Below are 12,691 nucleotides of genomic sequence, written 5' to 3'. Positions count from 1 at the left end.
CTCCTACTGTATTTCAGTTCTTTTCTTCTTGTTTAAAGGCAATGTCTTTTGCAATAAATTCTGCATCTTGATGAATATCATTCCAACTTTGTTTAGCAGCCTTTAAATCATCAGGTATTAAAGAGAGCTTATGTTCTTGCATTTGATCGATATTATCATATAAATCTTTATAATTCGCCCCCATTATATTCCATTGTTGCTGAATATTCGTCAGAGACATTATTGCTTGATCCACTGTTTGATACAGATATGTTAAAGTGTCTTTAGCGTTAGTAAGAGCAATAACAGCTTGGTTAGCAAAATCAGCTTTCATCGTTAAGTCTCCGATTTTATTCGAAATTTCGTTATAGGAGTTCATATGATTAGAAGCCGTAACACCAGCTGCTGTTCCTAAACCAATACCAGCTGAACCGAGAACTGCAAGGCCTCCTACAACAGCCGGTGTCGCAGTTCCGCCAGTCACAACAATGACTACTCCTCCTGCAATAGTTCCAATAACTAAAACAGCTGCTCCCAAGCCTCCACCAATCGACCATGCTAATACATTGTCAAAATGGGCTTTCTGAGTGGAACGTAGATTCTCAATTTCAGCTTGAAGTTGTGGGATCAATGCCTGTTTTCCCGCTAATATTGCCGTTAATCCACCTTTCCCATCTGGACCGCCTATATTATTTTTAAAATCTATAGTATTTGTATACAGTTTTGTTTTGAAGGCATCTAACATTTTAATTACTTCTGTAACTTCTTTTGAATTTGTATTAATTGTACTGATTAAATCACCTATACCTTCTTTTAAGCCTTCCTTATCTTTCTTTTGTACAGTGTCTATTAATGTGTCGTAATAGTTATTAAATTGTTCATCATAATTGACAATATTACGTGCTGTCTTTTGAATTTTTGGCTTCGCCGTATCTAACCAATAATTCGCATGGATTCGAGATAGGTCCTGATTAAGGTGAATATTTTTGATTAATTCTCCCCCTTCTGAACCTAAATCAATATTGGATAGATTTACATTCGGCTGTTTAATCATTGTTTTTGCGTACAAATCCATTACAAGAATATGTGATCCTGTTTCAGCTAACGCTTTTTTCAGCCCTTCAGGTCCTAATGTATAATAATTTCCTATTTTTTGTTCCTGAGTGATTTGTTCTTGTGCAAGTGCGTGAATAGTACCACTGTTAGCTCCGGTTATAACCGCTGCCAAAGTAGCCACGGTTAACACTTTAAAAGGGAATTTCTTCATATTAATTTCCTCCCAAACTTCGATAGATTTTTATAATTTTAAATTTCAGGATATTAAAATTTATCAGCTTGTTCCTCTAGTTGACTTATTATATTTTTTAATCGTCTTAATGTATCTTTCTGAGTTGTATTGTCAGTAGTATCAGCATTAGTACTTAATTTTGTGACACTATTTTTTATTAAGTTCAAATCTTCTTTATAGCGTTTCAATAGGTCAAGTTCTACATCTACTTGGCTAGCGAATGTATGCAAATCATGTTGCATAAGAAGTAGCATTGATTTTTGTAAATCTGCTATCGTTAGTTTCGTTGTTAAATCATATAATTTTTGATTTTGTTGCTCCAAATCATCTAAATATGCTCGTTGTTCTGCCTTTAAATTATTTACTTCAGCGAAGGTACTATAAGTTTTTTTGATTTTTTCTGGGTCAATTGCTTTCATAAGGTCATACTCTTTCGCTTTTGTAGCTGCAGCTGCAGCAATTTCACCTTTTTTATTTTTCTCAATTGCTTCACGAGCTTCTTTTTTAGCAGCTTCAATCTCTAAAGCAGATTTACCCTTTTCTTTTGCTTCTTGCTCTGCTTTTTCCTCTGCTTCTAAAATAGATTTATTAATTTCTTTTCCTTTGTTATACGCCGCCGCCGCTGTTTGAGCAGCAGGGTCGATAACATCTTTTGCAAGACTATAAATCTCTTGGAATATTTTAAGTCCTTGTACATTTAAAGCTCCCGGAAGGAATGCAATTTGCTGTAAATCATTTTGAATTAATTTTTTAGTATCTAGTAATTCGTCTTTTAGCTTGTCTATCTTCCCTGTTCCCTCTAAACTTAGTACTCCCTGAGCTTTTGTCACATCCGTATCGAGATCTTTAAGTTTTTTTTCAAGCTGTAATTTAAGGTCTGTTAATTCATTAATCTGAAGTTGCACATTTTCTTGATTCGTCATAGTCATTTCTTGAAGGACTTCTAATCTATCCAAAAAACCTTCTTTATCGTCCTTATTATCTACATATCCTTTTAATGTTGGATAATAGTTATTAAATTTAGTGGCAAACCCTTTACTTTTTGAATTTATTAGCATTAATTTTGGATAATGTTCCGATGACCATTCTTTCATATCCTGTTTTATTAGAAATTGCTCTGTGTTTAAAGCTGGTATTTCCTCTAGCTGTACATTAGGGCTTAATAAAGCCTGATCTATATACATTTGAGTCAATTTAGACTGTGCACCTAATTTTCTTAAAGATGAGGAAATAGCTATGTTCTCTTCTTGAATTTCCGCTTGAGCTATAGGTGTTGTAAAAGTATGTATAGGAATAGCCCCCGTAGTAAAAATAGACGTCATCATTAATCCTGTAATAATTTTCTTTTTCATTTTGTTTACCTCCTTAGATGATATTTTTCAAAATCATTTATGTAATTACTTCTTAAGTCCCCTTAATATACTTATAGTTACAGGAAAGATTCTTGCCAAAATAATTCACAATTCCCCTGTAATGTAAATTTTAGGTATAGTCACAGTTTTTAGCAAATCGCAGTAAAAATAATCTATTTTACATGTAAAATAGTTAATTTTCGCTGTAATTTTGATTTTAAAGTAGATTAATATGAACAAAATTAACTTGAAAGTGCCATAATATGGTGAAAATAAGCGGATTGAAGTTACAATATTGACATACTTTTGCCAATGAAATAGAAAATAAATCTTCTATATTTAGACATATTGGTCATGTTAGAAAGGGCGTTTTTTATTGTAAAAAAAGGCAAAACGAATACTTTCGTTGGAATATTTTATTAACGGAAAGCTTTCCATTCCTTGAAAACTAAAAAACCAATTGCCGATTAAAGATTGGCAATTGGTTCTCAGAGTAGATTTCTTGATTTGTTTAGAAAAAACTGATTAGCCCCAACTTCAAAAAGTGTAGATTAAGACTCTACTTTCATCCAGCGCGCATTTCTCCCTTTTGAAATAAGTTTGATTTCACCTAATAGTTGCAAATCAGTTAAAGCTTTACTAATAGTACTTTCAGCTATATCTGGATAAATGCTTCGAATACATTCTTTTGTAAAAGGCTGTTTTTGATTATGAATAAAATTCTGAATTCGCTCTACCTTAGTATGTTTACATATAGAATCCAGTACTCTGCTATGTAGATCTTCATAAGCTTCTAAAATAATAATTAAGAACTCTTTTAACCAGAAGCTAATATTATGCCCATTACAATACCAATTAACCGATGATTTAAATATGGCTTCATAGTATTCTGATTCTCTTTTCTTTATATATTCATCTAAACAAACATATTTTACAAATGTATGTCCGTTTTTTACTAATAGTAATTGCATTAACATAAGTGTTAATCTACCATTACCTTGACTAAAAGGAATTATGCAATAAAAATTCAATATAAAACGAGCTATCAATATAAGTGTAGGCAACTCTTTTTTACGGTTTAATAAATTGTACTGGTTACATAATTGTTCTACTGCCCATGGAATATTTTCAGGTGGAAGAGGACGATAACAAATCGTATGCATCCCTTTTTCGGGAAGTCCAGGGATAGAAAATGGCTTTTGGCGCCATTTTGCTCCATCAGAGGTATTATAATGAATTAATTGGAAATGCAATTCTTGTATAGTATCTGGACTTATAGAAAAAGCACAAGATTTTTTATGTACAAGAGTCAAAGTTTCATAATAACAAAATATCGCATCTTCCGAAATGGATTGGGGGATCATATCATCTATAATAAGTTCTTTTAATCGCTTATTTGAAACTTTTATATCCTCATAAACTGAAACATAGTTTTTTATGTATTGTAGGGGTATAGCTTTTTCAAGGCTAGTGAATATGTCAGGTCTCTGCTCTTTATAAGCGGTCAACATTCCTTTATATTCACTAATTTCACTGACCAAGTTTATTAGTTGTTGCTCACTATTTATGTACGGATTTTCGAAATAATTTCTCATTTTGTTCCTCCTGTTACTATCTCTCAATGCTCTATTACAATATTTTTTTTGTTTTTAGGAATTCCTAATGTTATTCGAATAACATCCGGTTTAATAGAGCTTTAACTTTCTAAAGAAAGAGGATTAATTTATTATTTAAATTTTTGTATAAAGGCGTTGAAATTACTTTTTATTTCAAAAAGTGGATGCATCGTAAATATAGACGTTAGACATTGGACTTATTAAATATCGGAATATTATCTTTTAAATGTACTGATTTTTATTATTTTTTGTGACATTTTTTATATATTTTTTCTTCCCGCTATATAATCATCCATTTTTAACGAAAGCGAGTTATTCCATTATGTTGAATACAAGTTAATAACACGCTTCAACTAAACCTGCTTCGTTCGTTCAATTTACTTCAACAAAAAGAGCGTTAATCCCTTGTTGGATCAACGCTTTAATTTCTAATTAAACTATACCGATTGGATCTGTTTAACCTTTTGAATTATTAGGATTTTCAAGAATAAAACTAAAGAGAACAATGTATGTACTATACTAAATATAATCAGTCCTGATGTGACATCTGGTTCTTTTTTAAAGTTGAATAACGAAGGAACTCCCACGTAAAAAGGTAGTAAAACGTAAATGTAATACATTACTCCAAAGTATAATACTAGTAAGGAAATGATCACACAAAATCTACTGAAACTTGGTTTTGCAAAAGCTACCCTATGTCTTCCTTTTTCTAAATTATAGAATGTTGATCCTAATACAAAGGTTAAAATAATACAAAGGAAGATTGTGATACCAAGAATTATCTTAGCGGCAGAATTCACCTTTGGAAAATCCTTATCTAATAAAGGTTTAGGGGTTCCTCCTTCCACTATTCTAAATAAATTAAATCCAGAATGGTATGTTATATCTTGTTTCGAATTTGATAAGAGAACAAGACCAAAGGATTTATCAGAAGAAAGGACCATCGTGGAAGTGAAGCCTGGTAACCCACCCTCCATATACATATTATGAGGATATACATACCAATTGTACCCTACGCCATATCTATTAGCTTTGAATATTTCTGTAATACTATTTGAACGAATCAGATTACCCGTAGGAGTTATTCCTTCGTTGAGTAGACACATCATAAACTTTGCTAAATCTGTGGCATTTGAGGATAGCCCAGCCGAACTAGATGTAGCGTAGACTAGCTTTTCCTCATAAGGTTTAATTTTATCCCATTGATAGCGATGCCCCCTTGCCGTATTGGAAAGGTGATGATTATCAAATGTAAAATACCCTGTTCTTTTCATTCCAAGAGGCTTAAAAATATTTTCAACCATATATTTTGTAAAAGGGACACCTGAAACTTCCTCAATAATTATTTGCAACAAATCTGTATTCATATTGGTGTATTCAAAAGTTTCACCAGGTTTTGCTCACTAATTTGATCTATAATCTTCCGGCGATCTATACTTTTAACATCATGAACATTGAGACGACTTGGCAAACCACTCGAATGATTAAGTAAATGTTTAATAGTAATTTGATTTGACATTAAAGCATCTCTTGTCTTAAACCAAGGAAGATAGTCAACAACAGGATCTTCAATACTTAAAAACCCTTTCTCCTGAAGCTGTATAATAGCTAATGTGGTAAACACTTTAGAAAGCGATCCTAAGTTAAAGTTTGTATTTTCGTCAATCTGCTGGGTAACTTCTCGTATATCTAAAATTCCAAAACCTTTAGAATAAATAATCCCATTAGAATCAACTAGCGCAAACGCCATCCCCGGAATATCATGTGTTTTCATGTTGCTCTCAATTTCAACTTCAATCAGTTTTATTTTCTCATCCCTATCACTTATTGTTGCCGAAACTTTATCTGTAGACATTATTAGTAAAATACAGAGAATGCTATTAATTAACACTATAATCTTTTTAATCATACTTCCCCCTACTCTTTAATATCAAACCACTCTACACCTAGTAATGATTTAACTACTGTACGAAGTATCAAAAGATTTTTTTAGGAATCTTTTTCGATAAAAAAATAAACAATGCTGCGAACTTGGACTATTACTGATGTTGCAACATTGTTTTCTTATTATGAATTGTTTTTTTCGATTCCGTTTAATTTATTATGTTGTTGCTGTTGACGTTGTTGTTTAGAAAGTTCTTTTATTGAAGCAGGTAATAAATATTTATTCACCGCATCAGCAAGCTTTTCTGCTACCTCTCCTTTATTATATATTATTATTACTTTTTCAATTTTCTACTTAAGTCGAAATTTTTCAAAATCATCACCATCTTTTTTCCCCTTCATATTCTATAGAATCAGGTCGAATATTGAGGGGGAAACGCATGGGGATTGAATTGACGGCTCTCCATTGGATTTACATTGTTTTTATTGTCCTTATCATTGGCTTTATGGTTAAACGTCGCGACACCACCCTCATTTGCGTACTAGGCATATTTATGTTAGCAATCGTTGCTACAGGCGATTTAACTTCGTCCATCAGTGGTATTTTTAACAGCTTTATTTATGCCATCACTGAGCTTTTGTCGACTATTCTCATTATTTCTATTATCGTAGCCATGAGCCGAGTGATGATGGCCTCGGGTATCAATGAAGTCATGATTGCTCCTTTTACGAAAATCATAAAAACACCCGCTTTAGCTTATTGGACGATTGGTCTATTAATGATGTGTATCTCTTGGTTTTTCTGGCCTTCGCCTGCTGTTGCACTTTTAGGGGCAGTTTTGTTACCTGTTGCTCTACGTGCGGGCTTACCAGCACTTGGTGTGGCGATGGCGATGAATTTATTTGGTCACGGAATCGCTCTATCGAGTGATTTTGTTATACAAGGAGCTCCGAAGCTAACGGCTGATGCTGCTGGTATTCCAGTTAGTGAGGTAATGACTGCTAGTATTCCCCTTGTTATTACAATGGGCGTGGTTACTACGGTAGTCGCTTATATTTTATTACAACGTGATATGAAGCGTGGATCAGCGAATTTATATGCTACAAACGACACAAATGAAGGTGTAGAACAAGTAATTACTGAAAATCTGCTAACACTCGGACAAAAACGCTTTTTCGCAGTACTCATTCCAATTGCCTTTGTACTCGATGTCATTGCCATGTCTATCTTAAAATTACAAGGCGGAGATGCAACAGCTTTAATAGGAGGGACATCTGTCTTTATCCTACTATTACTTTGCGTTGTAGCTCACAAAAAACAAGGGCTTGAAAAGACAACAAGCTATTTCATTCAAGGTTTCCAATTCGGATTTAAAGTGTTTGGACCGGTTATTCCAATCGCAGCCTTTTTCTATCTAGGAGATTCCGGATTTACACAAATTATTGGTGACTACTTACCAGCCGCTTCACATGGTATCGTCAATGATCTCGGTGTGGGTCTAGCTGCGGTAGTTCCATTAACAAAAGGAATTGCAGTCGTCACTTTAGCAGTCGTTGGCGCTATTACAGGCTTAGATGGTTCTGGCTTCTCAGGTATTTCCTTAGCAGGTTCCGTCGGTAGTTTGTTTGGCAATGCAATTGGTGGAGGTACCGCAACTTTAACAGCTTTAGGACAAATAACAGCTATTTTTGTAGGAGGCGGTACATTAATTCCCTGGGCATTAATCCCGGCTGCTGCAATATGCAATGTTAGCCCATTCGAACTTGCAAGGCGTAATTTATTGCCAGTGGCGATTGGCCTTGTGATTACAACTATTGTGGCGATGTTTTTAATATAGCATTGTAAAAGTAAGGAACTCCAAAGGATAATATATGGTAAATAGTATAATAAAATAAAACTAGACCTTATATTTAGAGGATTTGAGTTTGATTATATATAATCAAACTTTATAATCAAACTTTTATTGTGGTCTTTTAATAAGGCTGTTTTCGTAAAGATTGTTGCTCTTCAACTAAACCAGCTAATAGTTTATCAAAGTTCAATTTATAATTACATATTTAACTAAATTAGTTTATTATTGATTATATATGATAAATTAAGTAGGTGTGAAAATGGATTTACTGATAGCATTCTTAGTATTTGTGGTAGGTTTTGAGCTTTATGATGCTATAAGAAAAGTGGATAATAATATCTTAGAGCAAGCAGAAGAGATAAAAAAATTAAGCGAAGAATTAGCAAAAGGTACTAATAATTAAAACTTCCTCTTCAACTAACAGGTGCTGTAGTTAAATATTCGATTTTCGAAATATAAAACATAAAAACAGAGTTGATTCCACATATTTTGTAGATTAACTCTGTTTTTATGTTTTAATTGCAACAATCTTTTAGAAAACAGCCTTTAATAAAGATTGATAATTTTCTTATTCCACAATCGGGCCATTTAACGGAATAAGCCTTGGGGTATTCCTAGTAACAGGGGATGGACCTTGTTCCACAAATGTACGGCTTAGCTGAACAAATAGTGCAGAGTTTTCTCGTATTGTGCAATAAATATTAAGTATTCTACTTATAATTGTTTAGTTTATAATGATTTTAAGGAGCTGATTTTTATATTAAATGTTAAAAATACAAGTACATCCGTTTTTGATGTTGGTTTGGAATAAAGTTTGATTAATAGTTTGTTGCAAACGTTGATTTATAATAGAAGAAACCCACGCATTTTGAAAAAAGTTTGATCAAAATGCGTGGGTTTTATTTAAATGCGAAGTTATTTTTATCAAACTATATTATAAATGATCAATCTTTTTTACAAACTACAACTCTTTTTTCTTCCATCATTAGGATATTAATTTATTTAAGAAACAATTTTTATCTCTTTACGAACAAATTCACATGTCCAAAAACCTAAAAATGAATTTAAACTTCTGTATATTGTCCAATCTTTCTGAATTTCTCATAGCGATCTTCAATTAATTGTTCGCCATTTAGAGAATTCAATGCTTTTAGTGTGACGCTTATACATTCTTTTATATAAGATGCTTGCTTCGCAACATTGCGGTGTGCTCCACCAGTTATTTCAGGGATTATTCCATCAATAACGTCGAGCTCTTTTAAGTCAGGTGCTGTTATACGCATTGCTTCTGCAGCTTGCTTCCCTAGGCTACCATCTCGCCATAAGATCGATGCAGCCCCTTCAGGCGAGATAACCGAATACGTTGAGTTCTCTAACATAAAGACGCGATTAGCTACCCCTAATGCAATGGCACCCCCACTTCCGCCTTCCCCAATAACAATACTAATAACTGGTACTGTTAGAATCGCCATTTCAGAGAGAATTCTAGCAATGGCTTCACTTGGGCCGCGTTCCTCGGCTGCCTTACCCGGATAGGCTCCTTTTGTATCAATAAAACAAATAATTGGGCGCTTAAATTTCTCAGCTTGCTTCATTAAGCGTAATGCCTTACGATATCCTTCAGGGTGTGGCATACCAAAATTTCGTCGAATATTTTCTTTAGTTGATTTTCCGCGTTGATGTCCAACAATTGTTACGGGCTGTCCTTCAAAGAGAGCAATTCCTCCAAGAATAGCTGCATCATCACCAAACGTACGATCTCCATGTAACTCAATAAAGTTTTCACACATAGCTTCTATATATTGTAAAGTTGTTGGTCGTTCTGGATGTCTAGCAACCTGTACACGATCCCATGGCTTCATATTGGCATAAATAGATTGTTCTAGCTGTGTTAGACGTGTTTCAAGCTTTTCGATTTCGCCTGTCATATCTACATCTGCCTCTGTAGCAATCGTTTTTAATTCATCAATTTTTTCTCGTAATTGTATTACTGGTTCTTCAAAAGCTAAATTTTTAGACATGTTGCACACCGCCTTTTGTATGCATTTTTACAAGCATTACTACTTGATTTCGTAAATCCTTCCGATGGAAAACTGCATCAAGCTGACCATGCTCTAGTAAAAACTCTGACTTTTGGAAATCATTTGGTAATTTTTCTCTTAATGTTTCTTCAATGACACGGCGACCAGCAAAGCCAATCAATGCTTGTGGTTCAGCAATATTAATATCTCCAACAGAGGCAAAGCTTGCTGAAACGCCACCGTATGTAGGATGCGTCATGATCGAAATAAATAATAGTCCTTCTTCACTATGACGTTTTAACGCCACACTCGTTTTTACCATTTGCATTAATGATAGAATACCTTCTTGCATGCGCGCTCCACCACTAGCAGTAAAAATAATAACCGGTACACGTAATTCAGTAGCTTTTTCAACGGCACGTGTGATTTTTTCTCCTACAACGGAGCCCATTGAGCCCATACGGAAATGAGAATCCATAATGGCTACAACAATTTCTTCTCCATCAAGAGTACCTAACCCAGTCAGTACAGCTTCGCTTAATCCCGTTTGTTGTTTAGCCACTGAAATTTTTTCTACATAATCAGGGAAATTAAGTGGATTACTTGTTTGTAAATGATCATCCATTGAAACAAATGAACCTTCATCTAAGAAATATGCTACGCGCTCCTGTGCAGTCATTTTGAAATGATGGTCGCATTTTGTACACACTTTATGATTTTTTTCTAATTCCTTTGTTAACTGAATGTGACGGCATTCTGGACATTTTGTCATAAGTCCTTCTGGAAATCCCTTTTCCTGTCCGTCCTCTTTCTTTTTACTAAATAAGCTACGTATTGCCATGTTTTACTCCCCCTTTGTTGTCTAAATGCCTTGTTCAGCATTCATCCACTGTTCGTAAGCTTTTAATGCTTCTTTTTCATAGCCAAGCTGCATCGATTTCAACATAGTTTGAATGATTAATTTTTCTTCTTCTGTTGAGTTTCGATTTAAACGGTCACCGGTATAAACTGCTAACTGAAATCAGACTTTTAGTGAAAGACGATTTCCTGACGTGATGATTATTTCTCGTAAAACATCCCGACAATTAATCGTACTTTCTATCTCTAGCTTTACAAAAAAACTGCCCCACACTGGTAGTGTTCGCAGAGTCTCTGTACAACTTATAACGCGAATGGCTTCCTTTTCATGAATTTGTCGCGTTAATTCGACATCCTTTTTTGATTTTTCATCTTCTAATATAAACATCGACAATATTTCTACGAGCTGATGCTTTTGTGTAGAAGCTAGAAACATACCTTCCCCATGTCTCGTTTCGATAAGACCTAATAACTCTAAACTTCGCAATGCCTCTCTCACAGAGGATCGCCCGACACCTAGACGTTCTGAAAGGACTCGTTCGGAAGGTAACTTTTCACCAGCCTGTATTTTTTCTATTTTAATAAGTTGTCGTAATTGTTGGACGATATCTAAAAACACTTTCTTTTGTTCGGTTTTTTTATCCATACGATCAACTCCTCGGTCAATCTATTCGCCTTGGAATAATTATTGCTGTCGCTTTCCTTTCGCGCAGATAAACAATGCATCCAAAGGCTTTATCTTCATTCAGTAGGTGTTTGGATACCTACTATAAAGAAACAAAATCCACCACCTTCAGATGATGGCGTCTCTTACTGAATGAATTCAAAAGTGGTCTGGCCACTTTTGAATTTGGCTTTATCTTACAAAATAATTATTTGAAAGTAAAGAAAAAACTGCATAAAAATTTATGCAGTTTCTAAAATTCCCTTCAATTTCATATTCTTTTCGTCGTTTGTGCATGTTTTATTTTCACTTGAGGTCTACCAAAGCGCTTTTCAAGCGTTCTCTCAATGTAAAGCAATTCATCTTCTAGTAACAGCTCTTGAACAAGATGAAAAACTTGCGGGAATAAGGTTACAGATACCGTTCCAAACTCATCCTGAAGCATGTAAACGGCGACCTACAAGGAAAGCACGTACCTGGCATCGTCCGGACGTGGCCCACTGAGCCAATACCCAGGGTTATTAATCGTAACTTTTTTATAATCGTCGCGACTTTATTTTAAACATCGTATCTTTTTTATAAACATCGCAACTTTATTTCAATTCTACATTTGAAGATATTATTATTACTAATTTAACAGGTTACATCACCATCGCTGATGTAAACATGTGGTTTAATTCGTTTGAGCAAACATGCTATTCGTTTATTAAACAAGAAAAAAAGTATAAGTTGTTAGTTAACCGTAAAGGTTATACCCCAGAACATTTTTCTGTACAAAAATTATGGAAAGACAAATTTTTCTCAAATGGTATATTAGACAACACTATTGCAGTTGCTTTTTTAATAGAAGAAGGGGATATTCTAAATCACCTGGAACAGTCTAATACTAAAGATAATGTTATATTCTCTAGTAACTATGATCAATTAATTGACTGGCTTTCTAAATATTAATAAAGACTTTCTAAATATTAATAAAGAAATTCTATTTCTAAGTTACTAAAAGATAACTTTTTATATTGCACAGTTGTGTCAAAAGTACGCTTTATGAAATAAAGTGGATTATTTCAGTGACCTTGATAAATTTGGTAGTCTCTTATTTTTTATATCCCCCACATCCAAATGGATTTGACTATAAAAATTTGAAAGAGATGGCTTCTGTATATTGCAGAAGTCACC

The 12,691-nt window shown here is 34.0% G+C and carries 11 protein-coding genes and 1 pseudogene; 3 read left to right on the top strand and 9 right to left on the bottom strand.

The annotated features are described in order from the left end of the window. Positions 1–13: 13 nt before the first annotated feature. The 5 genes from hblD to ACIQ7T_RS03720 all read right to left on the bottom strand — a co-directional run bounded on the left by hblD (position 14) and on the right by ACIQ7T_RS03720 (position 6,144). Positions 14–1,246, bottom strand: coding sequence for a hemolysin BL lytic component L1 (gene hblD / locus ACIQ7T_RS03740; protein WP_402868714.1), 1,233 nt, complete (start codon positions 1,244–1,246; stop codon positions 14–16). Between the two features lie 53 nt (positions 1,247–1,299). Further along, the gene (hblC, locus tag ACIQ7T_RS03735) at positions 1,300–2,619 is read right to left on the bottom strand and encodes a hemolysin BL lytic component L2 (RefSeq protein ID WP_370076071.1); all 1,320 of its coding nucleotides are present in this window, start codon (positions 2,617–2,619) and stop codon (positions 1,300–1,302) included. 551 nt (positions 2,620–3,170) lie between these two features. Continuing rightward, positions 3,171–4,214, bottom strand: a complete 1,044-nt coding sequence (locus tag ACIQ7T_RS03730; RefSeq protein WP_370076073.1) for a Fic family protein — start codon at positions 4,212–4,214, stop codon at positions 3,171–3,173. 458 nt (positions 4,215–4,672) lie between these two features. Then, a complete protein-coding gene (locus ACIQ7T_RS03725; protein ID WP_402868712.1) occupies positions 4,673–5,602 on the bottom strand; it encodes a serine hydrolase domain-containing protein in 930 nt (309 codons plus the stop codon). Next, positions 5,599–6,144 carry a serine hydrolase domain-containing protein gene (locus tag ACIQ7T_RS03720; RefSeq protein WP_402868710.1) on the bottom strand — a complete coding sequence of 182 codons (546 nt, stop codon included), beginning with the start codon at positions 6,142–6,144 and terminating at the stop codon, positions 5,599–5,601. Before ACIQ7T_RS03720 ends, ACIQ7T_RS03725 begins: the two co-directional genes overlap by 4 nt. A gap of 415 nt (positions 6,145–6,559) precedes the next feature. Between ACIQ7T_RS03720 and ACIQ7T_RS03715 the strand changes: the two genes are divergently transcribed. Next, positions 6,560–7,957, top strand: a complete 1,398-nt coding sequence (locus ACIQ7T_RS03715; RefSeq protein ID WP_402868708.1) for a hypothetical protein — start codon at positions 6,560–6,562, stop codon at positions 7,955–7,957. Between the two features lie 274 nt (positions 7,958–8,231). Continuing rightward, positions 8,232–8,375, top strand: coding sequence for a hypothetical protein (locus ACIQ7T_RS03710; RefSeq protein ID WP_370076078.1), 144 nt, complete (start codon positions 8,232–8,234; stop codon positions 8,373–8,375). A gap of 661 nt (positions 8,376–9,036) precedes the next feature. Here ACIQ7T_RS03710 and ACIQ7T_RS03705 read toward each other — a convergent pair. The 4 genes and pseudogenes from ACIQ7T_RS03705 to ACIQ7T_RS03690 all read right to left on the bottom strand — a co-directional run bounded on the left by ACIQ7T_RS03705 (position 9,037) and on the right by ACIQ7T_RS03690 (position 11,960). Then, entirely contained in the window at positions 9,037–9,993 is a 957-nt protein-coding gene (locus ACIQ7T_RS03705) for an acetyl-CoA carboxylase carboxyltransferase subunit alpha (protein ID WP_402868707.1), read from the bottom strand. Continuing rightward, positions 9,986–10,834 carry an acetyl-CoA carboxylase, carboxyltransferase subunit beta gene (accD, locus tag ACIQ7T_RS03700; RefSeq protein ID WP_402868706.1) on the bottom strand — a complete coding sequence of 283 codons (849 nt, stop codon included), beginning with the start codon at positions 10,832–10,834 and terminating at the stop codon, positions 9,986–9,988. Before accD ends, ACIQ7T_RS03705 begins: the two co-directional genes overlap by 8 nt. A 21-nt stretch (positions 10,835–10,855) precedes the next feature. Continuing rightward, positions 10,856–11,497: pseudogene (locus ACIQ7T_RS03695) on the bottom strand (FadR/GntR family transcriptional regulator). Between the two features lie 289 nt (positions 11,498–11,786). Continuing rightward, entirely contained in the window at positions 11,787–11,960 is a 174-nt protein-coding gene (locus tag ACIQ7T_RS03690) for a hypothetical protein (RefSeq protein WP_370076085.1), read from the bottom strand. A 221-nt stretch (positions 11,961–12,181) separates the two neighbouring features. On the opposite strand from ACIQ7T_RS03690, the gene ACIQ7T_RS03685 reads away from it, so the two are divergent. Beyond that, positions 12,182–12,466, top strand: a complete 285-nt coding sequence (locus ACIQ7T_RS03685) for a hypothetical protein (protein WP_402868704.1) — start codon at positions 12,182–12,184, stop codon at positions 12,464–12,466. Positions 12,467–12,691: the final 225 nt, after the last annotated feature.

Origin of the sequence: Lysinibacillus sp. NPDC096212, assembly GCF_044763105.1 — a bacterium.
Classification (GTDB): domain Bacteria; phylum Bacillota; class Bacilli; order Bacillales_A; family Planococcaceae; genus Lysinibacillus.
This window is presented reverse-complemented; position numbering and strand designations above follow the sequence as displayed.